This window comes from Streptomyces sp. NPDC088733, from assembly GCF_044751185.1.
Lineage (GTDB): Bacteria > Actinomycetota > Actinomycetes > Streptomycetales > Streptomycetaceae > Actinacidiphila.
Genome location: NZ_JBIVLH010000005.1, coordinates 80,782 through 106,079 on the forward strand (window position 1 = coordinate 80,782; position 25,298 = coordinate 106,079).

A 25,298-nucleotide genomic window follows, 5' to 3' on the forward strand; every position below is an offset into this window, starting at 1 on the left:
GTGCGCACGGTCCTGGTCACCGGTGCCGGCGGGGCGGGCCGCACCACCGTCGCGGCCGCCACCGCCGTGACCGCCGCCGCCCCCGGGCGCCGGGTGCTGCTCCTGTCCGCGGACCGCGGCGGGGCGCTGGAACGCGTTCTCGGCACGGACGCCGCCGCAGGCCCCGTCCCCGTCGCTGTCCCCTCCGTGCCGGGGCTGTGGGCCGCCCGGATCGACCCCGCTGCCTCCTTCCGGGCCGACGCCATGGAGCTCCAGGGCCGGGTCGGCGCACTGCTCGAACTGCTCGGCGCCGCGCCGCTGGACCCCGAGGAGCTCACCGAACTCCCCGGCGCGGAACCGCTCGCCCTGCTCCGCGCCCTGCGCGACACGGCGGACGGCTGGGACCTGGTCGTGGCCGACCTCCCGCCGGTGCGCGCGGCGCTCGCCGCACTCGCCCTGCCGGAGCAACTGCGCCGCTACCTCGCCCGGCTGCTGCCCGAACAGCGCCAGGCCGCCCGTGCCCTGCGCCCGGTCCTCGCCCAGCTGGCCGGTGTCCCCGCGCCGGGCCCCTGGGCGTACGAGGCCGCCGCCCGCGCCGATCGCGAGCTGGCCGCCGCCCAGGCCGTGGTGGAGGACGCGGCGACGACCGTACGGCTGGTCGTCGAGCCCGGCGCGCACGCCGCCGAGGCGGTGCGCCACGCCCGGGCCGGACTGGCCCTGCACGGGCACCGGCTGGAGGCCGTCGTGGCCAACCGGCTGCTGCCCGCGCACTCGCCCGACCCGTGGCTCGCCGAACTGTCGGGCGTGCAGCGCAAGGAACTGCGCGCCCTGCGCGCCGAGATCGCGGACACGGGCACCGCCCTGCACGAACTGCCGCACCTGGGACGCGAACCGCGCGGGACCGGGGACCTGGCACGGCTCGGGGCCGAGCCGCCCGCCCCGGCCGCCGAGGGCCCCGCCGCGCCGCCCTGGACCACCGAGGACCGGCTCGCCGCCGAGGGCCACTTCCTGTGGCGGCTGCCGCTGCCGGGCGCGCTGCGGGACACCGTGGACCTCGTCCGCCGCGGCGACGAGCTCGTGGTGGACGCCGAAGGCCACCGGCGCATCCTGCCGCTGCCGTCCGCGCTGCGCCGCTGCACCGTGGAGGGGGCCGCCCTGCGCGACGGCGCGCTGCAGGTCCGGTTCGTTCCCGATCCGGCGCTTTGGCCCCGATGACGGCGATGGCCCCCTGAACGCACCGGCTTCATTCGGGTAACGTCGTAGTCAAAAGCCGGAGCGCCCCACGGAGCCCACCATGAGCGAATCCACGGACCGTACCGACCGCCCCGCGGCCGATCACGACGCCTGGGCCAAGGCGAGCGCGGAGGACATCGCGGCGGAGAAGGCCCGCCGCCGCCAGCAGTCCGGGCAGGAGCCGGGCAGTGCGGCGGAGGAACTGCGACGGCTCGCCGAGGCCGTGACCGAGCGGATCTCCCTGCTGCGCAGCCCCGCCGCCGAGATGGCCGCCCAGGGGCTCATCGCCCAGGTGAGGCAGGCGGTCGAGCCCGTCGTCGAACGCAACCCCGAGGTCTTCGACCACCTCGCGGCGGCCGGCGCCGAACTGATGGCCGCCTACCGGGCCGCCGTCGGAGGCCATGAACGGCGCTGGACCTCCGGCGACGCCGGCCCGTCCAGCGAACGCATTGACCTGGACTGAACACGAACTGAACAAAGGGCGGAACGGGGCGGACCCCGCCCTCCGGTACGGTTGGACGCAGCGGGGATCGACCGAATACTGAGGGACACATGGGACTCACCATCGGCGTCGACATCGGCGGCACGAAGATCGCGGCCGGCGTGGTCGACGAGGAAGGCTCGATTCTCGAAATCGTCAAGGTGCCGACTCCGTCGACTTCCGAAGGCGTGGTCGACGCCATCGCCGCAGCCGTCCACGACGTCAGCACGAGCCACACGGTCGAGGCCGTGGGCATCGGCGCCGCCGGCTACGTCGACGACAAGCGGGCCACCGTGCTCTTCGCGCCCAACATCCGCTGGCGGCACGAGCCGCTGAAGGACAAGGTCGAGCAGCGCGTCGGACTTCCCGTCGTGGTCGAGAACGACGCCAACGCCGCCGCCTGGGGCGAGTACCGCTTCGGCGCCGGCCAGGGCCACGACGACGTCATCTGCATCACGCTCGGCACCGGACTCGGTGGCGGCATCATCATCGGCAACAAGCTGCGCCGCGGCCGCTTCGGCGTGGCAGGCGAGTTCGGCCACATCCGCATGGTCCCGGACGGACTGCTGTGCGGCTGCGGCAGCCAGGGCTGCTGGGAGCAGTACGCCTCCGGCCGCGCCCTGGTGCGCTACGCCAAGCAGCGCGCCGTGGCCCAGCCCGAGAACGCGGCGCTGCTGCTCTCGCTCGGCGACGGCACACCCGAGGGCATCCAGGGCCAGCACATCAGCCAGGCCGCGCGCGGCGGCGACAGCGTGGCGGTGGACTCGTTCCGCGAACTCGCCCGCTGGGCCGGCGCCGGACTCGCCGACCTCGCGTCGCTCTTCGACCCCTCCGCCTTCATCGTCGGCGGCGGTGTCTCGGACGAGGGCGAACTCGTCCTCGACCCGATCCGCAAGTCCTTCCGCCGCTGGCTGGTGGGTGGTCAGCTGCGGCCGCACGCCCAGGTCCTCGCCGCCCAACTGGGCGGCAAGGCCGGTCTCGTCGGCGCCGCCGACCTGGCCCGCCAGGGCTGAGCCGCGCAACCGGCCGCCCGTTGAGCACCGGTGCCCCCGTACCCCGCTTCCGCGGAGTGCGGGGGCACCGCTGTGCCGGGCGAGTAGGGTGACGGCGTGAGCGAGGTCCCGCGGCCGGATCTGCCGGCGTCCCGTACGGAGCCGGACGGCTCCGCCGTCGTCCGCGTCCTGAGCTGGAACGTCCGCTCGATGAGGGACGACAAGGCCGCCCTCGGCCGGGTCATCCGGGCCTGCGCGCCCGACATCGCGCTGATCCAGGAGGCACCCCGCTTCTTCCGCTGGCGCAAGGCGGTCGCCCGGCTTGCCCGGGACTCGGGGATGGTGACGGTCACCGGCGGGGCGACCGCCGCGGGCCCGCTGGTGCTCTCCTCGCTGCGGGTCCACGTGGAGCGCACCGAGGACGTCCTGCTGCCGCGCACCCCCGGGCTGCACCAGCGCGGCTTCGCGACCGCCGTGGTCCGGATCGGCGGCGCCCGGCTGTCCGTGCTGAGCTGCCATCTGTCGCTGCGGGCCCAGGAGCGCTACGCGCAGGGCGGGATGCTGCTGGACCGCCTCGCCGCGATGGGCGAGCCCCACGCGGTGGCCGGCGGCGACCTCAACGACCGCCCGGACGGCCGCACTTTCCGCCGGCTCGCCGGTCAACTCCAGGACGCCTGGGCGGTCCGGCCCTGGGGCGGCGAGTACACCTCCACGCCCGGCGACCCGCACCAGCGCATCGACGCCGTCTTCGCCACCTCCGGCATCGAGGTCCTCGGCTGCGGTGTCCCCGAGGCGCTGCGCGGCGTCACCCGCGCAGACCTGAGGGCGGCCACGGACCATCTTCCGGTCCTGGCCGCCCTCAGGGTGCCGTCGGTGCGTTGACCGGGCTCAGACGACCGCGCCGCCGCCCGGCAGGTCGTCGTCCTCGTCGCCGCCCGGCCGCATCCGCGTGACCAGGGTGGCGAAGCCGCCCAGGAAGCCTCCGATGCCGACGGTGATGGCCCACCACGGCATCTCCTCCTGGAAGAGGACGAACGCGAAGATCAGCAGCGGACCGCCCAGCGCCGCCAGCCAGGCGAACTTGGTGGTGACGTCGGCGTTCGGCAGCGGCGGCGGCTCCGGCGGCACGAAGTGGCCCTCGTCCTCGTCCTCGTCGAGTTCGTAGTCGCGGGGACCGGAGAGCACGGGGTGGATGACGATGGAGGTGGTCTCGGGCGTCGTCGGCACCACGACGGGGCCGGGCTTGCCGGAACCCTCGGCGACGTCCTCGGCCTCGGGCCAGGACGCCGTGCCGGGCTCCGGGTCGTCGTCGTACCCCGCCACGATCTCGGCCCAGGCGGCGGCCTCGTCGACCGGCTTGGGCTCGGGCTCGCCGCCCTCGGGCAGCGGACGGCGGTCGTCCTCGGGCTCAGCCACGGGCGGCGTCCTCCTTCTCGTTGCTCTCGTCGTCGCCCGCGGACGGCCCGGCGCCGGTCAGCCGGCGCACGAACTCCCAGGACTGCTCGAAGATCGTCTCTGCGTCGTGGTCGAGGGTGGCGACGTGGTAGCTGCGTTCCAGCACGGTCTCCGTCACGTCCGTCGACGACACGCGGCTGAGCACGAGCGCCGAGTTGGACGGGTGGACGACGTGGTCGACCCGGCTGCGCAGGAGCAGCAGCGGCTGGGTCACCTGGGGCAGGTCGCGCCGCACGAGGGTCCAGAAGCGGCTCAGGGAGTGCACCGCGTGCAGCGGGGTGCGGTCGTAGCCCACCTCCGTGGAGCCCTCCTTCGCGATGTCGCTGGCGATGCCGGGCACCGAGGGCACGAAGTGCCTCAGCACCGGCACGGCCTTGAGTTGATGGCTGTCGGCCTTGACCGAGGGGTTCACGAGGGCGATACCGCTGACCGCCGCGCCGTGCTGGGCGGCGAGGCGCAGCGTCAGCGCACCGCCCATGGACATTCCGAAGACAAACACGCGTTCACAGCGTCCGGACAGGGCGCGGAATTCCCGGTCGACCTCGGCGTACCAGTCCTGCCACCCGGTGACCTGCATGTCCTGCCAGCGCGTGCCGTGCCCCGGCAGCAGCGGCGCCGACACGCTCAGACCACGCCCGGCCAGGTACTCGCCCCACGGGCGCATGGACTGCGGAGTGCCGGTGAAGCCGTGGCACAGCAGGACGCCGATGTCGCCGCCGTCGTGGCGATAGGACTCGGCCCCGGGCATGAGCGGCACCGTAGGTCTCCTGTTCGGTGGAATGCGCGGAAAGCGATACCTCACAGTACGCGGACGGCTCACACCGGGGGAGAGCCCTGCCCGATCTGGCGTTAAGGTCTTCCCGTCAGACACAGGAGGTCATCGGTTGTTGTACGGCGTGATGAAGATCGCGATCGGCCACCCCCTGCGCGCCGCCTTCCGGCCGTGGGTGGAGGGCATGGAGAACATCCCCAAGCGGGGACCCGCGATACTGGCGAGCAACCATCTGTCCTTCTCCGACTCCTTCTTCCTGCCGGCCGTGCTCGACCGCAAGGTCACCTTCATCGCCAAGGCCGAGTACTTCACCACGCCGGGCGTCAAGGGCAAGCTCACCGCGGCCTTCTTCAAGGGCGTCGGCCAGCTTCCGGTGGACCGCTCGGGCGCGCGCGGTGCCGGCGAGGCGGCCATCCGCAGCGGGATAAAGGTCATCGAGTCCGGCGAGCTCTTCGGCATCTACCCCGAGGGCACCCGGTCGCCCGACGGGCGGCTCTACCGCGGCAAGCCCGGCGGCCTGGCCCGGATCGCCCTCGCCACGGGCGCCCCGGTGATCCCGGTCGCCATGATCGACACCGAGAAGATCCAGCCGCCGGGCCAGGTCATGCCCAAGCTGATGCGTCCCGGCATCAGGATCGGCAAGCCGCTGGACTTCAGCCGCTACCAGGGCATGGAGCAGGACCGTTTTATCCTGCGCTCGGTCACCGACGAGGTGATGTACGAGATCATGAAGCTCTCCGGCCAGGAGTACGTGGACGTCTACGCCTCCGCCGCCAAGCGCCAGATCGCCGAGGCGGCGAAGAAGCAGCAGGCAGAACCCGGGGCATAGCCCCGGCCCGGGGGAACGGGGGAGGCCCATGGCCAGGGACACGGCCCGCGGCACGGTCGCGCGCCCGGCGGCGGGGACGGCCGGGCGCCCGAAGGGGCGTGTCGTCCGCATGTCGGTCGAGCAGCCGCTGTGGCGCGCCCTGACGGGCTACCGGCTGCTCACCGCCGGCTATGCCGTCGCGCTGTTCGCCGTCGGCTACGACGGCCACGCCCGGCCGGTGCCGGGCATCGCGTTCATGGCGGTGCTCGTGGTGTGGACGCTGGCCACGCTCGGCATGGTCAGCTCGCCGCAGCGGTGCACCCGGGGCTTCCTCTTCGTGGACCTCGGCATCGCGCTCACCGGCATCCTGTTCACCCCCGTCGTCGAGACGCACCAGCGCATCGTCGAGGGCGGGCCCACCCTGCCCTCGATATGGACCGCGGGCTCGGTCCTCGCCTTCGCCATCAAGGGCGGCTGGCGCTGGGCGGCGGCCGCCTCCTGCCTGGTCGGCGGCGCCAACCTGGTCGAACGCGGCGCCCCGGCCCGCGACACCGTGCACAACGTGCTGCTGGTGGCCATCGCCAGCATCGCGATCGGCTACGTCGTCGAGGTCGCCCGCGCCAGTGAGCGCACCCTCGCCCGCGCCCTGCAGATCGAGGCCGCCACCCGGGAGCGGGAGCGGCTGGCCCGGGACATCCACGACAACGTCCTCCAGGTGCTCGCGATGGTGCAGCGGCGGGGCACCGAGATCGGCGGCCAGGCCGAGGCGCTCGGCATCATGGCCGGTGAGCAGGAGGCCGCCCTGCGCGCCCTGATCGGCGGCGGCTCCGCGGCGCTGTCCGGGGTCCCCGCTCCGCGCCAGGCCGGAGCGGACGACGCGGCCCCGGACCCCGATGCGCCCCGCGACCTGCGGGCCCTGCTCACCCCGTACGGCAGCACCCGTGTCACCGTCGCCGCCCCCGGCACCCCCGTCCTGCTGCCCGCGCACGCGGCCGCCGAACTCGCCGCCGCGGTGGGCGCCGCCTTGGAGAACGTGCGCAAGCACGCGGGGGAGCGGGCGCACGCGTGGATCCTGCTGGAGGACGCGCCCGACGCGGTCCTCGTCAGCGTCCGCGACGACGGGCCCGGCATCCCCGAGGGCCGGCTCGCCGACGCGGAGGCCGAGGGGCGGCTCGGCGTCGCCCAGTCCATCAGGGGGCGGCTGCGCGACCTCGGCGGCGCGGCGGAGCTGGTGTCGGTGCCCGGCCAGGGGACAGAAGTCGAGTTGAGGCTCGGCAAATGAGGGAGGAGATTGGGGTCATGGCCGTAAAGGTGATGGTGGTGGACGACCACCCCATGTGGCGGGACGCGGTCGCGCGCGACCTCACCGAGGCGGGATACGTCGTGGTGGCGACGGCGGGCGACGGCCCGGAGGCGGTGCGCCGCGCCAAGGCCGCGCAGCCCGAGGTGCTGGTCCTCGACCTCAACCTGCCGGGCCTGTCCGGCGTCCAGGTCTGCAAGGACGTCATCGCCGACAACCCGGCCCTGCGGGTGCTGGTGCTGTCGGCGAGCGGGGAGCACGAGGACGTCCTGGAGGCCGTGAAGTCCGGTGCCACCGGCTATCTGCTGAAGTCCGCCGGCCGGGACGAACTCCTCGGTGCCGTCAGCCGCACCGCCGTCGGCGACCCCGTCTTCACCCCCGGCCTGGCCGGCCTCGTCCTCGGCGAGTACCGGCGCCTGGCCTCGGACCCCGCGCCCGTGGCGGCCGACCGGCCCGAGGCGCCGCGGCTCACCGACCGCGAGACCGAGGTACTGCGCCTGGTGGCCAAGGGGCTGAGCTACAAGCAGATCGCCGAACGGCTCGTCATCTCGCACCGCACCGTGCAGAACCATGTGCAGAACACCCTGGGCAAGCTCCAGTTGCACAACCGCGTCGAGCTGGTCCGCTACGCCATCGAACGCGGACTCGACGAGGAGTAACCCCGCCGGCGCCCTCATGGCACTGCTCCGCCTGCCGCACTCGGACGAGTGAATCCGGCCTTCCAACCTGCCCGCGTGCCAAGGGATTTCACCGAACGGCCCATCCCGTATGTGACACCGGTCACGCTAGCGTCTTCGGCGCAGGCAAATGGTGCGAACGGGAAGGGGAAGGATCATGCGAGTTGGCGTCCTGACCGGCGGCGGTGACTGCCCCGGGCTCAACGCGGTCATCCGTGCCGTCGTGCGCAAGGGTGTCCAGGAGTACGCATACGAGTTCGTCGGCTTCAGGGACGGCTGGCGCGGGCCGCTGGAAGGGGACACCGTGCCCCTCGACATCCCGGCCGTCCGCGGGATCCTGCCGCGCGGCGGTACGATCCTCGGCTCCTCGCGCACGAATCCGCTCAAGACGGAGAACGGCGTGCGCCGGGTCAAGGAGAACCTCGCCAAGTACGAGGTGGACGCGCTCGTCGCGATCGGCGGCGAGGACACCCTCGGGGTGGCGACCGCCCTGTCGGACGAGTACGGGGTCCCCTGCGTCGGCGTACCGAAGACCATCGACAACGACCTCGCCGCCACCGACTACACCTTCGGCTTCGACACGGCGGTCAACATCGCCACCGAGGCCATCGACCGCCTCCACACCACCGCCGAGTCGCACATGCGCGTCCTGGTGGTCGAGGTCATGGGCCGGCACGCGGGCTGGATCGCCCTGCACTCGGGCCTGGCCGGCGGCGCCAACGTCATCCTGGTGCCCGAGCAGCGCTTCGACCTGGACCAGGTCTGCGCCTGGGTGGAGAGCCGTTTCAAGATCCGCTACGCGCCGATCGTGGTCATCGCCGAAGGGGCGATGCCCAAGGACGGCGACGTGGTGCTGAAGGACGGCAGCCTCGACTCCTTCGGCCATGTCCGACTGTCCGGCGTCGGCGAGTGGCTGGCCAAGGAGATCGAGAGCCGCACCGGCAAGGAGGCCCGCACCACGGTCCTCGGCCACGTCCAGCGCGGCGGCACCCCCAGTGCCTTCGACCGCTGGCTGGCCACCCGCTTCGGCCTGCACGCCATCGACGCGGTCCGCGACCGGGACTTCGGGAAGATGGTCGCCCTGCGCGGCACGGACATCGTCCGGGTCCCGCTGGCGGACGCCACCAAGCAGCTCAAGACGGTCGACCCGAAGCTGTACGCCGAGGCCGGTGTCTTCTTCGGGTAAACAGCTCGTTTCCCCGGCGTCCCCTGGGCTTTCCCCGCTTGCCATGGGCGAACACGCGGCCGTACATTCCCTCCACCCGGCTTGTCCGGCCGCTTCGTTTTTCCCCCTTGAGCACATGAGGAGCGCCCGGCATGACGGGTGTACTGGCGGTCGCAGGCGGCACCGCATCCGGCAAGTCCACGCTGGCCGAAGCCCTGTCGCTGACCTGTACCGAGACCATCGCACTGATCCACCTGGACGACCACTACGTGCCCGCGCACGACCCGCGCAGGGGCGTGTGGACGGTCAGCGCCGGCGGGCACGAGGTCCTGGACTGGAACCATCCGGGCTCCATCGACGAGACCGCCGTCGGTGAGGCGATCGACGCGGCCCGGCTGCTGCCCGGGGTGCGCCTGGTCGTCGTCGAGGGGCTGTTCGCGCTCACCCTCCCGGCCGTCCTGTCACGGGCGGCCTGGCGGGTGTACGTGGACGCCCCCGACGACGTCCGCCTGGCGCGCAAGATCCTGCGGAAGATCGAGGTCCAGCGGCAGGACCCGCTGCTGTCGCTGCGGAACTACCTGCAGACCGGCCGGGACCGGCACGCCGCCCATGTGGCGCCCTCCCGGGCCCGGGCCGACCTGGTGGTCGACGGGACCGCCGACGGCCCCGAGATGCTGGCCGCCGTCCTCGGACTGGTCGGCGCCACCCTGGCGCCGGCCCCCGAGCCCGTCGCCCCCGTACGCCCCCGGCGGTCCCGCGCTGCCGCGCCCCGGACGCGGCAGCTGCCCGCGGCCGCCGTCTGACGGCCCTCACACGTCGTAGGCGTCGATGTGCACGTCCGCGGTGCCGTCGGCACCGCCCTCCGGGCAGAGGTCGGCGACGCAGGTGGAGGGGTCCGCTTCCGTGAGCCGGGGATACGCGGCGGTCAGCAGTGCCCCGGCCCGGTCGTGCGGCAGCCGGAAGTCGACCGAGCAGCCCGGGCAGCTGATGTCCGTGGCCTCGCTTGGTATCGCGCCGCCGAGGAACGACCCGGTTTCCGCGCAGTCCATCTGGTGCGGTTGCATTGCCGCCCGGAACAAGGACCCGGCCCGAACGATGAGGGCCGGCAGGAACAGCGGAGCCGCCGCGAGGAGCACCCCGAACCTCATGGGGCCGTCGGCGCGGGACGGGACGGGACGGGCGTGCGCGGACTCCATGTGCCGTTCAACGTCCCCGCCCACCCCGTCCACCCCGTCCGTTCGCCCGGGCCGGGCCGACCCGGCCTCAGCCGGCGGTCACCAGCGACGCCAGGAGCTCCGTCACGATCGCCGTGCCGTTCAGGGTGAGCACGGACTCGGGATGGAACTGCACCCCGGCGAAGCCCGGTCCGCGCATCGCGTGCACGTCGCCCGTGGCCGGGTCGCGGCTCAGCTCGACCCGGTGCATGGCCAGCTCCTCCGCCGCCTTGTCGCCGCAGCGCGCGGTGAAGGAGTTGTAGAAGCCGACCGTCTCCGTGCGCCCGAACAGGTCGACCGCCGTCTGCGCGCCCTGGAACGGGACGTCCTTGCGCACGATGTCGAGACCCAGCTCCGCGGCGATCAGCTCCTGGCCGAGGCACACGCCCAGCAGCCCGTGCCGGTGGTCCCGCACCAGTTCCGCGGCGAGTGCGCGCAGGAACGCCATCTTGGGGTCCCTGGTGTCCGCCGGGTTTCCCGGCCCCGGGCCGAGTACGACCGGGCCGCGGTGTGCGCGCACGGCCTCGCGCAGGCCCGGCGCGTCGTAGCGGCGCACCGTCACCTCCAGCCCCGACGAGCGCAGGACGTGCGCCAGCATCGCGGTGAAGGTGTCCTCGCCGTCGACCACGAAGGCGTGCCGTCCGGCGAGCGGGCCCGGCTCGCCCTCGCCGGCGGGGGCCTGCATCCGCAGCCAGAACGGCGCGAGGTTGCGGCGGCGTCCCGCCAGCGCGGCCTGCACCCGCGTGTCGTCGCCGAGCCGGCGCCGCGGCCCTCCCGGCTCGCGGGCGGCGCCCGGCCGGACCCCCAGGGCCGCCAGGACGCCCGCCGCCTTGGCGTGGGTCTCGGCGACCTCGCCGTACGGGTCCGAGCGGCGGACCAGCGTCGCCCCCACCGGCACCCCGAGACCTCCCGCGGCGTCGATGTCCGCGGTGCGGATCAGGATGGGGGAGTCCAGGGTCTGGACGCCGCCGCCGTCCCGGCCGATCAGCGCCAGCGCGCCCGCGTAGTAGCCCCGGCCCCCGGGCTCGTACCGCTCGATGACCCGGCAGGCGTTCTGCACCGGGGAACCGGTCACCGTCGCGGCGAACATCGTCTCGCGCAGCACGTCGCGGACGTCCATGGTGCTGCGGCCGCGCAGCTCGTACTCGGTGTGCGCCAGGTGCGCCATCTCCTTCAGGCGCGGGCCGACGACGACGCCGCCGAGGTCGCCGACGGTGCACATCATCTTCAGTTCCTCGTCGACCACCATGGTCAGCTCCTCCACCTCCTTCACGTCGCGCAGGAAGGAGAGCAGCCCGTCCATGTCCGGCCCCTGCGGCGGGTAGCGGTAGGTGCCGCTGATCGGGTTCATCACGACCGTGCCGCCCGCCATCCGGACGTGCACCTCCGGGCTCGCCCCGGCCAGGGTCCGCTCCGGCGTGCGCACCACGAACGTCCAGTAGGCGCCGCGCTCGCCGTCCAGCAGTTGCCGGAACAGCGCGAGCGCGTCCGCCGCGGAGAAGCCGGGGATCCGTCCGCGGAAGGTCCGGCGGATCACGAAGTTCGCGCCCTCGCCGCGGCCGATCTCGTCCTCGATCACCCGCTCCACGATCCCGGCGTAGGCGTCGTCGTCCACGTCGAAGCCGCCGTGCTCCACGTGCACCTGGTGGGCGGGCAGCGCCCGCTCCAGCTCCGGCAGCGGGATCTCGTACGCCTCCTGCGGGTGCAGGACCACCAGCGGCGTCCCGTCGTCCCGCGCCTCGAACCCGCGCTCCCTGATCTGCCGGTACGGCACCAGCGCCAGCGCGTCGGCGACCGGGCGGCCGCCCTCCGGCGCCCCCTTCGGCAGGGCGATGTCCGTCAGCCGCTCCACCGTGGAGACGGGGCCGAGCAGCACCTCGACCGTGTCCGTGTCGCGCCCCGGCGTCCTGCGCCGGATCAGCGCGAACGGCGGGCATGCCGGGTCCAGCAGCCGCTCCACGAGCGCTGCTGAGGTAAGCGGGTTCTTCTCGTCGTCCACGGCGGGTCCTTCCGATCGTCCGGTCATCCGTCAAGGGGGACCACCAGGGAAGGGACGGCCGCACAGACGCCGAAGGCCGCCCTTCGGGCGGCCTTCGCGTCGGTCAAGTGGTACGCGTCGCTAGTGGGCCGCCGGATCCGCGGTCCACCACCACTGCAGGTGCGTCTGCTGTGCGTACATGTTGTGCACGATAACGCATTCCGCCGCCGCGCACCCTGCTCACCTCCGGCCGGCGCCCGACGAGGCGAGTGCCCACAGCGACGCCCACTGCCGCGCCGTGAGGTCCTTGGGCAGCGCGGCCGGCGCGGGGCGCTCGGCGCGCAGCCACACGTGCAGCTCCCGGCGGTCGAACCGGCCGGTGCGCGCGAGGACTTCGCGCACGCCGCGCCCCGGTCCGGTGAAGACCCGCTGGACGAACGCCTGGTAGGGGCGCCGCTCGCCCGGGGGGACGAGCGGGTCCGTGCGCCGGGCGACGGTCAGCAGGCCGCCGTCGACGGACGGCACCGGGCGGAAGGCCCGCGCGGGCACCCGGGAGTGCAGGACGAAGTCGTACCAGGGCCACCAGGAGGCGGTCATCATGCTGGCCCCGCCGACGCCCGCGCGGCGGCGGGCGACCTCCCACTGGACGAGCAGGACGGCGGACTCCCAGCCGCCGGCGGACAGCAGCCGCCGCATGATCGGGGTGGTGAGGTGGAACGGGAGGTTGCCGACGACGACATGCGGTTCGCTCGGCAGGCGGTACCGCAGGACGTCGGCGTTGACGATCCGCACGCCCGGCGGCAGCCGCCGGGCCAGGCGCCGTGCGCGCCGGGGGTCGATCTCGACGGCCGTCAGGGGGCGGCCGGTCCGGCTCAGGGGGACGGTCAGCGCGCCGTCGCCGGGCCCGATCTCGACGATGGGGCCGCTGGTGCGGGCGACGAGGGCCTCGATGGAGGCGAGGACCGTACGGTCGGTGAGGAAGTTCTGGCCGAGCTCGTGCCGGCCGCCCACCAGGGACTGGTGGTCAGACATGGGTGTGTACTCCGCGACATGTGGAATGGCTCCGACGGTGGACCCGATGCCGCGGCGGTGTGCGCCGCGGCTATGCCCGGCGCGTCCGAATCCAGTGCCAACCCATGCACGGCACGCTATCGGGGGCGGCCGCCCCGGCGCACCCGGTTTTCCGCGGCGCTGTTCGCGGTGCCCCCGTGGACGCTCGCGTATGGGAACGAGCCTTCCGGCCATGTCCCGTCTCACCGTGTCGGCCTTTCACTGGTGCCATGACGTCCCGAGACGCAGTCCTCGCGGCGGCCGCGGTCGCCACCGGCCTGATGGCCGGCCTCTTCTTCGCCTTCTCCGTCGCCGTCATGCCCGGCCTCGCCAGGACCGGCGACCGGACCCTGGTCGAGGCCATGCAGCGGATCAACGCGGCCATCCAGAACGGCTGGTTCCTGCTGGTCTTCGCGGGCGCCCTGCTGCTCGGTGCCGCGGGTGCGGTGCTCTGCGTCCGCGACGGCGCGCGCACGGTCCTGCCCTGGGTGGTCGCGGGTACGGTCTGCTACCTGCTCGTGCTCGTCGTCACCTTCGCCGTCAGCATCCCGCTCAACGACCGGCTGGACGCCGCCGGCCCGCCCGGTGCGATGACCGATCCCGCCGCCGTCCGCGAGCGCTTCGAAGCCGCCTGGGTGCGCTGGAACCTGGTGCGCACCCTGCTGTGCACCGGCGCCCTCGGCTGCCTCGCCTGGGCGCTCGTCCTCAGCGGACGGGCCGGCGCGGCCGGTTCCTGAGGCCGTACGCGATGTGGAATCGCCGTCTCATTCACTGGTCCGGTGCGCCGAGCACCGGACACAACCACGTAATGTGGGGTGCGTGACCGTGAACGCTGATTCCCTCGCCGGGCGCAACACCTGGCGCTCTCTGCCCGCGGCCCAGCAGCCCGAGTACCCCGACACCGAGGCGCTGAGCCGAGTGATCGCGGAACTCGAGTCCTATCCCCCTCTCGTCTTTGCCGGCGAGTGCGACCAGCTGCGCGACCGCATGGGGGCCGTGGCCCGCGGTGAGGCGTTCCTGCTCCAGGGCGGCGACTGCGCCGAGGCCTTCGACCACGTCGGCGCCGACCAGATCCGCAGCAAGCTCAAGACCCTGCTCCAGATGGGCGCGGTCCTCACCTACGCCGCCTCCGTGCCGGTGGTGAAGGTGGGCCGGATCGCCGGCCAGTACAGCAAGCCGCGCTCCAAGCCGACGGAGACCCGCGACGGAGTGACCCTGCCGACGTACCGCGGCGACTCGGTCAACGGCTTCGACTTCACCGAGGCCTCCCGCGTGCCGGACCCGGACCGGCTGAAGCGGATGTACCACGCGTCCTCCGCCACCTTGAACCTGGTGCGCGCCTTCACCACCGGCGGCTACGCGGACCTGCGCCAGGTGCACGCCTGGAACCAGGACTTCGTCAAGTCCTCGCCGTCCGGGCAGCGTTACGAGGCCCTGGCCCGGGAGATCGACCGCGCGCTGAACTTCATGCACGCCTGCGGCGCGGACCCGGAGGAGTTCAAGACCGTCGAGTTCTACTCCTCGCACGAGGCGCTGCTGCTCGACTACGAGAGCGCGCTGACCCGCGTCGACTCGCGGACCGGCCAGTTGTACGACGTCTCCGCGCACATGGTGTGGGTGGGCGAGCGCACCCGGCAGATGGACCACGCGCACATCGAGTTCGCGTCCCGGATCCGGAACCCGCTCGGTGTGAAGCTCGGCCCGACGACCACGCCCGAGGAGGCGCTGGCACTGATCGACCGGCTGGACCCGGACCGCGAGCCGGGCCGGCTGACGTTCGTCACGCGCATGGGCGCGGGCAAGGTGCGCGACCTGCTGCCGAACCTGGTGGAGAAGGTCACCGCCTCCGGCGCCCAGGTGGCGTGGGTGTGCGACCCGATGCACGGCAACACCTTCGAGGCGGCCTCCGGCCACAAGACCCGCCGCTTCGACGACGTCCTGGACGAGGTCAAGGGCTTCTTCGAGGTGCACCACGCCCTCGGTACCCACCCCGGCGGCATCCATGTCGAGCTGACCGGCGAGGACGTCACCGAGTGCGTCGGCGGCGGCGACGAGATCTTCGTCGACGACCTGCACCAGCGCTACGAGACGGCCTGCGACCCGCGGCTCAACCGCAGCCAGTCGCTCGACCTGGCCTTCCTGGTGGCCGAGATGTACCGCGGGCAGTGACCCGCTGACACCGCCCGCAGGCGGACACGCGAAGGGGCGCGGATCACATCGATCCGCGCCCCTTCGACGGTTTTCAGCCACTCGATGGCCGGGTAAGGTTAGGTTAACCTGAGCCGGAACCGAGAAACGGGGGTGAGAGCGCGTGTACGTCTGCTCATGCTTCGGCATCACCGAAGAGCAGGTCAAGCAGCATGCGGACGCCGGGCGCTGCACCCCGCGGCAGATAGCCTCCGCCTGCAAGGCGGGCACCGACTGCGGCTCCTGCGTACGCCGCATCCAGGCGCTTCTCGGCCGCGGCGAGAGCTGGGCGGGCCGCGGCGTGCCCGCCGTCGGGAGCTCCGCACCGGCGCCGCGCCCCACCGCCCTGCCGGTCGCGCCGCCCGTGCCCGCGCCGCTGCCGGCCGCGGCGAGCGCCGCCTGACCGGACGGTTCAGCTGTCCGGCTGCTCGATGAGCTGGGCGATGTACAGCGGTTCCCCGAGCTTCTCGACGAGTTCGAGCTGCGTGTCGAGGTAGTCGATGTGGTGCTCCTCGTCCGCGAGGATGTCCTCGAAGATGTTGGCCGAGGTGATGTCCCCCTTGGCCCGCATGACCTCGATGCCGCGCCGGAGCCGGTCGATCGCCTCCACCTCGACCTGGCGGTCGGCCTGGAACATCTCCGTCACGGTCTGTCCCACCCGCACATGGAAGAGCCGCTGGTAGTTGGGCAGGCCTTCCAGGAACAGGATGCGGTCGGTCAGCACCTCGGCGTGCTTCATCTCGTCGAACGACTCGTGCCGCGTGTACTTGGCGAGCTTCGTCCAGCCGAAGTTCTCCTGCATCTTGGCGTGCAGGAAGTACTGGTTGATGGCGGTGAGCTCGCCCGTCAGCTGCTCGTTCAGGAACTCGATGACCTCGGGGTCGCCCTGCATGGCAAACCCGTCCTTTCCGGAGAAATCGACACGATGCGCGCATCCTCGCACCGCCGGGCGGGGCCGATCCAGTAAGTCCACACTTACCCCGGTCGACCGATTCATCCGTAAAGAAGCGATATGCCCCACAGGTGGTCGGTAGCACGGCATCCGGTCTGTCACCATGGACGCATGGGTCCGTCCGAACGCCACGAGGGAGCGCTTCCCCCGGGGCAGCGGCTCCAGCGGGGCTGGCCGGTCACCCACTACGGCCCGGTGCCGAGGTTCAAGCCCGACCGGTGGGACTTCCAGGTCTTCGGCGCCACGGCCGACGGCGCCAAGCACGCCTGGAACCACGAGGAGTTCTCGGCGCTGCCGTACGCGACGGTCATGGCCGATTTCCACTGCGTCACCAAGTTCAGCATGCTCGGCGTCGAGTGGGGCGGGGTCGCCGCGGCCGAGATGCTGCGGCTCGCGCCGCCCGCACCCGAGGCCACGCATGTGATGGTGTGGGCCGAGTACGGCTTCAGCTCCAACCTGCGGCTGTCGGACTTCGCCGCAGGCACGTCCATATTCGCGACCCATCGCGGCGGCGAGCCGCTGACCGCCGAGCACGGCTTCCCGGCCCGGCTGGTCGTGCCCCACCTCTACGCCTGGAAGGGCCCCAAGTGGGTCAGGGGCGTGGAGTACATGACCGCCGACCGCCGCGGCTTCTGGGAGGAGCGCGGCTACCACAACGTCGGCGACCCCTGGTCCGAGCAGCGCTACTCGTACCAGGAGGAGCCCGGAGACGGGCCGGAGCTGTAGCCCCCGCCCCGGTGCTCAGTGGTACCGGTGGACGACCGCGTGGCCCTTGCCGCGGCCGAGCAGCCACTTGTTGACGGGCGTGGTGACCAGGAACGCCACCACGAAGGACAGCGCCAGGCTGATCCAGAAGAGCGCGTCGGCGAGCGTCGCGTCCATGGCGCCCGGGAAGACCGCGATCGTCCCGTTGTCGGCGAGCTCCATGAAGACGATCGAGACGGTGTCGGCGGCCAGCGCCACCCGCAGCGCGGTACGGAAGTCCACGCCCGCGCGCAGGACCCCGCGCATCGTGAGCGCGTAGCCGAAGACGAAGGCCAGCACGATGGCCAGGACCATGGTCGGCACGTTGTGCCAGCCGAGCGCGGTGCCGACGGCCATGCCGAGGATCTCGCCGATCGCACAGCCGGTCAGGCAGTGCAGGGTCGCGCGCGCGGCGTCGGGCCAGCCCGAGGGCGCCGCCGGGTGGTGGTGCGCGGAGGAGGCGTGCGGCTCGTGTGCGTGCTCGAGGTGCTGCATTGTGCATCTCCCTCGTGTGCGCGTCCGGTGGCGGGGGTCCCGCTCGGTCGCAGATCTCCAACAACATACCCCCACGGGGTATTCCCGCCCACGGGTGTCACGCGTCCCGGAGCGCCTGGAGCGTGGCCACGTCCCTGGCCATCCCCGTCTTGTCCGGGCCGTCCGGGGTCTCCACGATCAGCGGGACACCGGCGGCCGCGGGGTGGCCGAACAGCTCGGCGAAGGCCGGGGCGCCGATGTGACCGGCGCCGATGTTCTCGTGACGGTCCTTGTGCGCGCCGACGACGTCCTTGGAGTCATTGGCGTGGACCAGGCGCAGCCGGCCCGGACCGACCGTGGCGACCAGTTCGTCCAGCACGGCCTTCACCCCGCCGGCCGCCGCCAGGTCGTGCCCGGCCGCGAAGACGTGGCAGGTGTCCAGGCAGACCCCGAGCCGCGGATGGCGGTCGAGCGCCTCGAAGTACGGGCCCAGGTCCTCCACCAGCGCGCACAGCGAGGAGCCCTGGCCCGCCGTGGGTTCCAGCAGCAGCCACGGGTCGTCCTCGTGCGTCAGCTCGTCCAGCAGCGGCAGCATCCGCTCCCGCACCTGCGCCAGGCCGTCTCCCGGGGGCGTCCCCCGGTCGCGGACCCGGTGTGCACGACCGTGCCGAGCGCCCCGATGCCGCGGCCCCGGCGCAGCGAGTGCCGCAGCGAGTCCACCGAGTGGTCGACGGTGGCCGCGGTGTGCGAACCGAAGTTGATCAAGTAGGGGGCGTGGACGTAGGCCGGGATCCCCTCCGCCGCGCAGTGCTCGCGGAAGAGCTCGTCCTGCCGTGGATCGCCGGCCGGAGTGGCCCAGCCGCGCGGGTTGGCGACGAAGACCTGCACGGCCTCCGCGCCCAGCCGCGCGGCCGCCGCGAGGCCCGTGGCGGTCAGGCCCCCGGCGACCGGCACATGCCCGCCGACCGGATTGCGCACGACGGCGGCCGCACGGGAGTCGGTCAGCTCACCCACAGTGTGATCGTGCTCCCCTTCGGTGCCTGGCTGCCCCCGGCAGGGGACTGGTTGCTGACCTGACCCGTGAAGAAGAAGCGGATCACGCGGACGTCGAACCCGGCGGCCTTCAGTTCCTGACGGGCGACGTCGGCGTCCTTGCCCTGGACGTCCGGGACCTCGATCATCTGCTGGCCCTTGGACACGGTCAGGGTGACCGTGTCGCCGGCCGCCAGCTGCTGCCCCGCCTGCGTGCCCTGCGCGGCGACCGCACCCTCGTCGGCCTGGTCGGAGAAGACCCGCTGCGGCGCGACCTTCACCCGCAGACCGGCCTCCTGCAACGCCCTGCGGGCGACCTCCAGCGGTGCGCCGACGACATCGGGAACGTCCACCGGCGCGCCCTTGCTGACCACGAGCGCCACCGCGGAGTCCGGCTTGCGGGTCGTCCCGCCGCCCGGGTCGGTGGAGATCACGTCGCCCTGCCGGACGCCGTCGCTGAACTCCCGGGTCACCCGGCCCGCCGTCAGGCCGGCCGACGCCAGCTCCTCCCGGGCCCGGGCCAGCGACTTGCCCGTCACGTCCGGGACCTTCACCTGCGCCGGGCCCTTGGAGACGGTGACGGTGACCGTGCCGTCGTCGCGGATGCGCGTCCCCGGGCCCGGATCGGTGCCGCTGACCTTGCCCTTCGGGGTGGCCGCGTCGAACGCCTCGACGACCTCGACCTGGAGCCCGGCGGCCCGCAACTGCGCCTCGGCGTCCGCCCGCGCCAGGTTCAGCACCGCGGGCGTCCTCGTGAACTGGCCGTCGTTGATGTACCAGACGCCCGCGCCGATGCCCGCGACGAGCAGCAGGACGACCACCACGGCGATCATGCCCGGCCGGGCCCGCAGCCTCGGAGCACCGGCGGACGCGTGCCCGGGGCCGGGGACGGGCTGCCGCCGCGTCGGCTCCGCCGGCATCTCCAGCCGTGTCGTGCGGTGCACCACGGCGGTCGCCTCCTCCGTGCCCGCCACCGGCGGCGCGGGGGCGTGCGCCGCGGGCGGAACGGCGTCCAGCTGCGCGGGGGTCAGGGCGGCGCACGTGGTGTGCAGCCGGGCCAGCAGCTCCACCGCGTCCGCCGGACGCAGCGCGGGCTCGCGGGCCGCCGCGTTCGCCACCAGGGCGTCCAGCGCCGGCGCCAGTCCCGGCACGGTCGCCGAGGGCGCCGGGATGTCCTCGTTCAGATGCTGGTAGATCACCTGCATCGGTGTCCCGCCCACCCGGGGCTTGCCGCCGGTGAGCATCTCGTAGAGCAGCACACCGCAGGCGTACACGTCGCTGCGCGGATCGGTCGTGCCGCTCTCGATCTGCTCCGGGGCCATGTAGGACACGGTGCCCAGCACGACGCCGGTGGTCGAGGTCGTCGTGGTGTGCGCGCCCACGGCCCTGACCAGGCCGAAGTCCGCCACCTTCACCCGGCCGTCGTCGCCGATGAGGACGTTCTCCGGCTTCATGTCGCGGTGCACCAGGCCCGCCCGGTGCGCCGCGCCCAGCGCCGCGAGCACGGGCTCCAGGACGTCCAGCGCCGCGCGCGGAGGCAGCGCGCCCCGGTCCCGCAGCAGGTCCCTGAGCGTGCAGCCCGCGATGTACTCCATCGCCAGGTACACGTAGGTGCCGTCGGCGCCCTGGTCGTAGATCTGCACCACATTGGCGTGGTCCAGCCGCGCCACGGACTTCGCCTCGCGGATGAAGCGCTCCACGAAGCCGGGCTCGGCCGCCAGCGCCGGGTGCATCACCTTCAGCGCGAGCACACGGTCCAGGCGGGTGTCCAGCGCTCGGTAGACCGTCGCCATCCCGCCGACCGCGATCCGGGCCTCCACCCGGTAGCGGCCGTCGAGCGTGCGCCCGACCAGCGGGTCTTGAAGGGTCATATCCACAAAGGTGCAGTTTACGGTGTTCGCCATAGCCGCTTTGGGCTAATGCGGCAACGTAGTGACGCGGCGCACCGCGCGCGGGGGCACGGGGGCACGGCGGCGCGGTGCCTCAGGCGCCGAAGGCCGGCCGCTCCGGGTCGAACGCCGCGACGCCCTCGGCGGGCGAGGAGGCCAGGGCGTGCCGTCGCCGCGGGATGCGGCCCGCGCGGTGGGCGAGCCGGCCGGCCTCCACGGCGTGGCGCATCGCCTCGGCCATGAGCACCGGCTCCTGGGCCCGGGTGACCGCGGAGGCGAGCATGACCGCGGCGCACCCCAGCTCCATCGCGAACGCCGCGTCGGAGGCCGTGCCCGCCCCCGCGTCGAGGATCACCGGCACGGAGGCCCGCTCCACGATCAGCTCGAAGTTGTGCGGGTTGCGGATGCCGAGGCCGGAGCCGATGGGCGACCCCAGCGGCATGACCGCCGCGCAGCCGAGGTCCTCCAGGCGGCGCGCCAGCACAGGGTCGTCATTGGTGTACGGCAGCACCGTGAAGCCGTCGTCGACCAGCGTCTCGGCCGCGTCCAGCAGCTCCACCGGGTCGGGCAGCAGCGTGCGTTCGTCCGCGATCACCTCCAGCTTCACCCAGTCCGTGCCCAGGGCCTCCCGGGCCAGCCGGGCGGTGAGGACGGCCTCGCCCGCCGTCCGGCAGCCGGCGGTGTTGGGCAGGACGCGGACGCCGTGGCGGGTCAGCACCGACAGCACGGAGCCCTTGACCGTGGGGTCGAGCCGCCGCATGGCGACCGTGGTGAGCTCGGTGCCGGAGGCGAGCAGTGCCTGCTCCAGTACCTCCAGGCTCGGCGCGCCCCCGGTCCCCATGATCAGGCGGGAGCCGAAGGCCGTTCCGGCGATGGTCAGCGGGTCGTCGGCCATGGCGGTCAGCCTCCCTGCACAGCGGTCAGGACCTCGACGCGGTCGCCCTCGGACAGCGCGGTTGCGGGCCACTGCCCGCGCGGCACCACGGTCTCGTTGAGCGCGGCGGCGACACCGGAGGGGGCGGTGGTCAGACCGGCGACCAGCCGGTCGAGCGTGAGTCCCGGCGTCACCTCGTGCGGCTCGCCGTTGACGGAGACGGTCATCGCGGTCATGCGTACTGCTCCTGAGGGGTGAATCGGCCGGGGGAGAAGGGACGGGCCACCTCGGGCGGTTCGCCGCCCGTCAGCACCTCCGCCATCACGTCGCCCGTGAGCGGGGTGAGGAGCACGCCGTTGCGGTGGTGGCCGGTGGCGACGAGCAGGCCGTCCAGTGCGGTGCGGCCCAGCATCGGGGCGTTGTCGGGGGAGCCGGGCCGCAGTCCCGCGACCGTCTCCACCAGGGGCAGTTCGGTGAGGCCCGGCACCAGCTCGTGGGCGTCGCGCAGCAGCTCGTACACGCCGCCGGCCGTGACGGTGGTGTCCCAGCCCATCTCCTCGCTGGTGGCGCCGACGACCAGCTCGCCGTTCTCCCGCGGCACGAGGTAGACATGCGCGCCGCGCACCACGGCCCGCACCGTGCGGGAGAGGAAGGGCGCGTACGCCGCCGGCACCCGCAGCCGCAGGACCTGGCCCTTCACCGGGCGCACGGGCGGCAGCAGGTGTTCGGGCAGCCCGCCGAGCAGGCCGCTGCGGCTCCCGGCGGCCAGCACGGTCTGCCCGGCGGCCAGCACCGTTCCGTCGTCGAGCACCACCCCGCGCGCCCGGTCGCCCGTGACGTCCACCCCGGCCACCGCCGCACGGCGGAACACCACCCCGGACAGTTCGCAGGCCCGCAGCAGCGCCGCCACCAGCCGCCGCGGATCGACCTGGTGGTCGCCGTCGACACGCAGCCCGCCGCGCACACCGGGCGCGAGCATCGGCTCCAGGCGACGGCACTCCCGCCCGCTCAGCCACTCCGCGCTCAGTCCCAAGGAGGTCTGGAAGGCGTGCAGTTCGCGCAGCTCCGCCCGGTCGTCGGCGTCCAGGGCGACGGCGAGCGTGCCGCACGCCCGGTAGCCGAGGTCCAGGCCCGTGGTCTCCTCCAGCTCGGCCGCGAACGCCGGATAGCGGCGGATCGCGGCGAGGTTGAGGTCGAGCAGGGCCTGCTCGCCGTACTGCAGCTCGGTGACGGGGGCCAGCATCCCCGCGGCCACCTGGGCGGCGCCGCCGCCCGGCTCGGGATCGGCGACCACCGTGCGCAGTCCGCGCAGGGCCGCCCTCCAGGCGGTGACCAGTCCGATGATCCCGCCGCCGACGACGACCGCGTCGGCCGGGTGGGACGCGTCATGACGTTGCACGGTGTTCCGCTCCTCCCTTCGCCGGCATGACCCGGATCAGGTTCGTACGGTCGGCGGCCGGCCAGCCGCCCTCTCAGCCCGGTGCGCCGGGCTCCCGCGAGTGCTTCGAGCGCCACTTTAGTACGCACTCCTGAGGGCGAGTAGGGCGCCGCTACCGGAGCGCGCGCCACCCGGGGTTACGGTGATCAGCGTGACCAGCAGCAGCGAGCAGCGAGCCGTCGTCGTCGGGGCCGGGATGGCCGGGGTGCAGACCGCCGTGTCCCTGCGCGAGCAGGGGTGGGGCGGCACGATCACGCTGCTCGGCGCGGAGCGGCATCCCCCGTACGACCGGCCGCCGCTGTCCAAGGGGGTCCTCTTCGGCGCCGACGAGGGCCCGGGCGCGCTGCTGGAGGTGGACTTCGGCGGCATCGGCGTCGAGCTGCTGCTCGGCAGGCACGCGAGCGCGCTGCGCCCGGACGAGCGCCAACTGCTCACCGACGCAGGCCCGGTGGAGTACGACACGCTCGTCGTGGCGAGCGGCGCCGAGCCGATCGTGCTGCCCGGCAGCGCGGGGGTGCCCGGCGTGCACATGCTGCGCACCCTGGACGACGCCGCCCGGCTGCGCCCGGTCCTGGAGGCGCGGAAGACGGTCGTCGTGGTCGGCGCGGGCTGGATCGGCGCCGAGTTCGCCACGGCCGCCCGGAACGCCGGCTGCGCCGTGACCGTCGTCGAGGCCGCCGACCGGCCGCTGGCGGGCGTGCTGCCCGAGCGGATCGCCGACCGGATGCGCGGCTGGTACGCGGAGGCGGGCGTCGAACTGCGCACGGGCGCCGCGGTCGCCGCTGTCGAACCCGGCCTCGTCCGGCTCGCCGACGGCGACGAGATCGCCGCCGAGGCCGTCGTCGTCGGCATCGGCGCCCGGCCGGCGACGGACTGGCTCGCCGGCTCCGGGGTCGACCTCGGCCCGGACCGGGCGGTCCTCGTCGACGACCGGCTGCGCACCTCCGTGCCCGGCGTGTACGCCGTCGGGGACTGCGCCTCCTTCCCCTCCGCCCGGTACGGCCGGCGGCTGCTCATCCACCACTGGGACAACGCCGTCCAGGGGCCCCGCACCGCGGCCGCCAACATCCTGGGCGGCGACGAGGCCTACGACCCCGTCCCGTACTTCTGGTCCGAGCAGTTCGGGCGCTTCGTGCAGTACGCGGGCTACCACGGCGCATCCGACGAGATGCTGCTGCGGGGCGACCCGGACGGCCCCGCCTGGTCGGTGCTGTGGCTGCGCGGCGACGTGCTCGTCGCGCTGTTCGCGGTGGGCCGCCCACGCGACCTGGCCCAGGCCCGCAAGCTCATCGCCCGGGAGGCCCGGGTCGACCGGACCCTGCTCGCCGACCCCGCCGTCCAGCTGCGGGCCGCCGTCCTCTGACCGGTTCGGACAGCCGGCCCGGCCTGCCGCCGGGGGCCCCGCATGCCCCTGGTGGACGCCACGAGTACCGCGGTACGGGTCCGGGATGGCACGCTTGTCCTGTGACCGAGATCGACGCAAAGATTGATGCCCTCGTACCCTCCTGGCTGACCGTCCCCGACATCGCCGAGCAGTTCGACGTGGAGGTGACCCGGGTCCGCCAGATGATCAAGGAAGGGCTGCTCATCGCGGTGCGCCGCGGGGAGAACAGGGTGCTCATGGTCCCCGCCGACTTCATCGGCGACGGGAAGATCGTGAAGGGCCTCACCGGCACGCTGAACCTGCTCAAGGACGACGGGTTCAGCGACGAGGAAGCCCTGGAGTGGCTGTTCACCCCGGACGAGAGCCTGCCCGGCACCCCGGTGCAGGCGCTGCGCGAGAACCGCGGGACCGAGGTGAAGCGCCGGGCCCAGGCGCTGGCCGTCTGACCTGCCCGGACACCCCGGACACCACCGCGTTCGTACCGACCGCACGCACCGCACCCGAGGGGGACCCACCGCATGACCGTCCACGCGCGCCTCGCCGACGCCCGGCTCTACCTGTGCACCGACGCCCGCCGGCGCCAGGGCGGCATCGGGGAGTTCGCGGCGTTCGCGGACACCGTGCTGGCCTCCGGGGTCGACATCGTGCAGCTGCGCGACAAGGGCATCGAGGCCCGCGAGGAGCTGGAGTACCTCGCGGTCCTCGGTGACGCGTGCCGGCGGCACGGTGCGCTCCTGGCGGTGAACGACCGCGCGGACGTCGCCCACGCGGCCGGTGCCGACGTCCTGCACCTGGGGCAGGGCGACCTGCCGGTCCGGGCCGCGCGGGCGATCCTCGGCTCCGGCGCCGGCTCCCCGTTCGTCGGTCGGTCGTGCCACTCCGAGTCCGAGGCGGCCGCGGCCGCCGTGGAGCCCGGTGCGGACTACTTCTGCACCGGGCCCGTGTGGCCCACCCCGACCAAGCCGGGCCGCCCCGCGCCGGGGCTCGGCCTCGTCCGGTACGCGGCGGGGCTCGGCACGGACCGGCCGTGGTTCGCGATCGGCGGCATCGACCTGGACAACGTCGAGCAGGTGCTGGACGCCGGCGCCCGGCGGATCGTCGTCGTCCGTGCCGTCACCGAGGCCGAGGACCCCGGCGCGGCCGCCGCGGAGCTGGCCAAGCGCGTGCGCTCGTACACCGGCTGAGCGGACCGGCCGCGTCCGGCCTGTCCAGGGAGTGAA

The 25,298-nt window shown here is 73.4% G+C and carries 27 protein-coding genes, 1 pseudogene and 1 riboswitch; of the genes and pseudogenes, 16 read left to right on the plus strand and 12 right to left on the minus strand.

Annotated elements, in window-relative coordinates; translation table 11 throughout:
* From ACIP64_RS11105 to ACIP64_RS11120, 4 genes are all read left to right on the plus strand, one after another.
* Nucleotides 1–1,194, plus strand: coding sequence for an ArsA family ATPase (locus ACIP64_RS11105; RefSeq protein ID WP_401584020.1), 1,194 nt, complete (start codon nt 1–3; stop codon nt 1,192–1,194).
* A gap of 79 nt (nt 1,195–1,273) precedes the next feature.
* The gene (locus ACIP64_RS11110; protein WP_401584023.1) at nt 1,274–1,675 is read left to right on the plus strand and encodes a DUF5304 family protein; all 402 of its coding nucleotides are present in this window, start codon (nt 1,274–1,276) and stop codon (nt 1,673–1,675) included.
* Between the two features lie 89 nt (nt 1,676–1,764).
* Nucleotides 1,765–2,706 (plus strand): ROK family glucokinase, encoded by a 942-nt coding sequence (locus ACIP64_RS11115; RefSeq protein WP_360911399.1) that lies wholly within the window; start codon nt 1,765–1,767, stop codon nt 2,704–2,706.
* 96 nt (nt 2,707–2,802) lie between these two features.
* Entirely contained in the window at nt 2,803–3,567 is a 765-nt protein-coding gene (locus ACIP64_RS11120; RefSeq protein ID WP_401584027.1) for an endonuclease/exonuclease/phosphatase family protein, read from the plus strand.
* Nucleotides 3,568–3,573: 6 nt separating this feature from the next.
* On the opposite strand, the gene ACIP64_RS11125 is transcribed toward ACIP64_RS11120, so the two are convergent.
* Both ACIP64_RS11125 and ACIP64_RS11130 read right to left on the minus strand, forming a co-directional pair.
* Nucleotides 3,574–4,101, minus strand: a complete 528-nt coding sequence (locus ACIP64_RS11125) for a hypothetical protein (protein WP_401584030.1) — start codon at nt 4,099–4,101, stop codon at nt 3,574–3,576.
* Nucleotides 4,094–4,897 carry an alpha/beta hydrolase gene (locus ACIP64_RS11130; RefSeq protein ID WP_401584033.1) on the minus strand — a complete coding sequence of 268 codons (804 nt, stop codon included), beginning with the start codon at nt 4,895–4,897 and terminating at the stop codon, nt 4,094–4,096. The genes ACIP64_RS11125 and ACIP64_RS11130 overlap by 8 nt, the downstream gene beginning before the upstream one ends.
* A gap of 130 nt (nt 4,898–5,027) precedes the next feature.
* On the opposite strand from ACIP64_RS11130, the gene ACIP64_RS11135 reads away from it, so the two are divergent.
* From ACIP64_RS11135 to ACIP64_RS11155, 5 genes are all read left to right on the plus strand, one after another.
* Nucleotides 5,028–5,741, plus strand: a complete 714-nt coding sequence (locus ACIP64_RS11135; RefSeq protein ID WP_401584733.1) for a lysophospholipid acyltransferase family protein — start codon at nt 5,028–5,030, stop codon at nt 5,739–5,741.
* A gap of 109 nt (nt 5,742–5,850) precedes the next feature.
* Nucleotides 5,851–7,002 carry a MacS family sensor histidine kinase gene (macS, locus tag ACIP64_RS11140; protein ID WP_401584736.1) on the plus strand — a complete coding sequence of 384 codons (1,152 nt, stop codon included), beginning with the start codon at nt 5,851–5,853 and terminating at the stop codon, nt 7,000–7,002.
* A 17-nt stretch (nt 7,003–7,019) separates the two neighbouring features.
* Nucleotides 7,020–7,679 (plus strand): response regulator, encoded by a 660-nt coding sequence (locus ACIP64_RS11145; RefSeq protein ID WP_401584035.1) that lies wholly within the window; start codon nt 7,020–7,022, stop codon nt 7,677–7,679.
* 175 nt (nt 7,680–7,854) lie between these two features.
* Nucleotides 7,855–8,883, plus strand: a complete 1,029-nt coding sequence (locus ACIP64_RS11150; RefSeq protein WP_401584038.1) for a 6-phosphofructokinase — start codon at nt 7,855–7,857, stop codon at nt 8,881–8,883.
* Between the two features lie 131 nt (nt 8,884–9,014).
* A complete protein-coding gene (locus ACIP64_RS11155; RefSeq protein ID WP_401584040.1) occupies nt 9,015–9,665 on the plus strand; it encodes a uridine kinase in 651 nt (216 codons plus the stop codon).
* A gap of 6 nt (nt 9,666–9,671) precedes the next feature.
* Here the strand turns inward: ACIP64_RS11155 and ACIP64_RS11160 are convergent, their stop codons facing one another.
* The 3 genes from ACIP64_RS11160 to erm all read right to left on the minus strand — a co-directional run bounded on the left by ACIP64_RS11160 (nt 9,672) and on the right by erm (nt 13,086).
* Entirely contained in the window at nt 9,672–10,058 is a 387-nt protein-coding gene (locus tag ACIP64_RS11160) for a hypothetical protein (RefSeq protein ID WP_401584042.1), read from the minus strand.
* Nucleotides 10,059–10,125: 67 nt separating this feature from the next.
* Nucleotides 10,126–12,075, minus strand: coding sequence for an anthranilate synthase family protein (locus ACIP64_RS11165; protein ID WP_401584045.1), 1,950 nt, complete (start codon nt 12,073–12,075; stop codon nt 10,126–10,128).
* A 219-nt stretch (nt 12,076–12,294) separates the two neighbouring features.
* Nucleotides 12,295–13,086, minus strand: coding sequence for a 23S ribosomal RNA methyltransferase Erm (gene erm, locus ACIP64_RS11170; RefSeq protein ID WP_401584047.1), 792 nt, complete (start codon nt 13,084–13,086; stop codon nt 12,295–12,297).
* Nucleotides 13,087–13,334: 248 nt separating this feature from the next.
* Here erm and ACIP64_RS11175 point away from each other — a divergent pair, with 248 nt between their 5' ends.
* From ACIP64_RS11175 to ACIP64_RS11185, 3 genes are all read left to right on the plus strand, one after another.
* On the plus strand, nt 13,335–13,841 hold the full coding sequence (locus ACIP64_RS11175) for a DUF1772 domain-containing protein (protein WP_401584050.1): 507 nt from the start codon (nt 13,335–13,337) through the stop codon (nt 13,839–13,841).
* A gap of 82 nt (nt 13,842–13,923) precedes the next feature.
* The gene (locus tag ACIP64_RS11180) at nt 13,924–15,273 is read left to right on the plus strand and encodes a class II 3-deoxy-7-phosphoheptulonate synthase (protein ID WP_401584053.1); all 1,350 of its coding nucleotides are present in this window, start codon (nt 13,924–13,926) and stop codon (nt 15,271–15,273) included.
* A gap of 142 nt (nt 15,274–15,415) precedes the next feature.
* The gene (locus tag ACIP64_RS11185) at nt 15,416–15,694 is read left to right on the plus strand and encodes a bacterioferritin-associated ferredoxin (protein ID WP_401584056.1); all 279 of its coding nucleotides are present in this window, start codon (nt 15,416–15,418) and stop codon (nt 15,692–15,694) included.
* 9 nt (nt 15,695–15,703) lie between these two features.
* On the opposite strand, the gene bfr is transcribed toward ACIP64_RS11185, so the two are convergent.
* Nucleotides 15,704–16,183 carry a bacterioferritin gene (gene bfr, locus ACIP64_RS11190; protein WP_360911372.1) on the minus strand — a complete coding sequence of 160 codons (480 nt, stop codon included), beginning with the start codon at nt 16,181–16,183 and terminating at the stop codon, nt 15,704–15,706.
* 171 nt (nt 16,184–16,354) lie between these two features.
* On the opposite strand from bfr, the gene ACIP64_RS11195 reads away from it, so the two are divergent.
* Complete coding sequence (locus ACIP64_RS11195; protein ID WP_401584060.1) at nt 16,355–16,969, plus strand: sulfite oxidase-like oxidoreductase; 615 nt, start codon at nt 16,355–16,357, stop codon at nt 16,967–16,969.
* A 15-nt stretch (nt 16,970–16,984) separates the two neighbouring features.
* On the opposite strand, the gene ACIP64_RS11200 is transcribed toward ACIP64_RS11195, so the two are convergent.
* From ACIP64_RS11200 to thiO, 6 genes and pseudogenes are all read right to left on the minus strand, one after another.
* Nucleotides 16,985–17,482, minus strand: coding sequence for a DUF4396 domain-containing protein (locus tag ACIP64_RS11200; protein ID WP_401584062.1), 498 nt, complete (start codon nt 17,480–17,482; stop codon nt 16,985–16,987).
* 97 nt (nt 17,483–17,579) lie between these two features.
* A pseudogene (locus ACIP64_RS11205) lies at nt 17,580–18,466 on the minus strand (deoxyribonuclease IV).
* Nucleotides 18,463–20,364 carry a Stk1 family PASTA domain-containing Ser/Thr kinase gene (gene pknB / locus ACIP64_RS11210; RefSeq protein ID WP_401584065.1) on the minus strand — a complete coding sequence of 634 codons (1,902 nt, stop codon included), beginning with the start codon at nt 20,362–20,364 and terminating at the stop codon, nt 18,463–18,465. The pseudogene ACIP64_RS11205 and the gene pknB overlap by 4 nt, the downstream one beginning before the upstream one ends.
* A gap of 112 nt (nt 20,365–20,476) precedes the next feature.
* On the minus strand, nt 20,477–21,277 hold the full coding sequence (locus ACIP64_RS11215) for a thiazole synthase (protein ID WP_401584067.1): 801 nt from the start codon (nt 21,275–21,277) through the stop codon (nt 20,477–20,479).
* Between the two features lie 5 nt (nt 21,278–21,282).
* Nucleotides 21,283–21,483 (minus strand): sulfur carrier protein ThiS, encoded by a 201-nt coding sequence (gene thiS, locus ACIP64_RS11220; RefSeq protein ID WP_401584739.1) that lies wholly within the window; start codon nt 21,481–21,483, stop codon nt 21,283–21,285.
* A gap of 5 nt (nt 21,484–21,488) precedes the next feature.
* Complete coding sequence (gene thiO, locus ACIP64_RS11225; protein WP_401584070.1) at nt 21,489–22,655, minus strand: glycine oxidase ThiO; 1,167 nt, start codon at nt 22,653–22,655, stop codon at nt 21,489–21,491.
* Nucleotides 22,651–22,763: riboswitch (TPP riboswitch) on the minus strand. Its footprint overlaps the gene before it by 5 nt.
* A gap of 82 nt (nt 22,764–22,845) precedes the next feature.
* On the opposite strand from thiO, the gene ACIP64_RS11230 reads away from it, so the two are divergent.
* From ACIP64_RS11230 to thiE, 3 genes are all read left to right on the plus strand, one after another.
* A complete protein-coding gene (locus tag ACIP64_RS11230; RefSeq protein WP_401584072.1) occupies nt 22,846–24,057 on the plus strand; it encodes an NAD(P)/FAD-dependent oxidoreductase in 1,212 nt (403 codons plus the stop codon).
* Between the two features lie 101 nt (nt 24,058–24,158).
* Complete coding sequence (locus ACIP64_RS11235; RefSeq protein ID WP_360911357.1) at nt 24,159–24,524, plus strand: Rv2175c family DNA-binding protein; 366 nt, start codon at nt 24,159–24,161, stop codon at nt 24,522–24,524.
* Nucleotides 24,525–24,596: 72 nt separating this feature from the next.
* A complete protein-coding gene (thiE, locus tag ACIP64_RS11240) occupies nt 24,597–25,262 on the plus strand; it encodes a thiamine phosphate synthase (protein WP_401584075.1) in 666 nt (221 codons plus the stop codon).
* Nucleotides 25,263–25,298 lie beyond the last annotated feature (36 nt).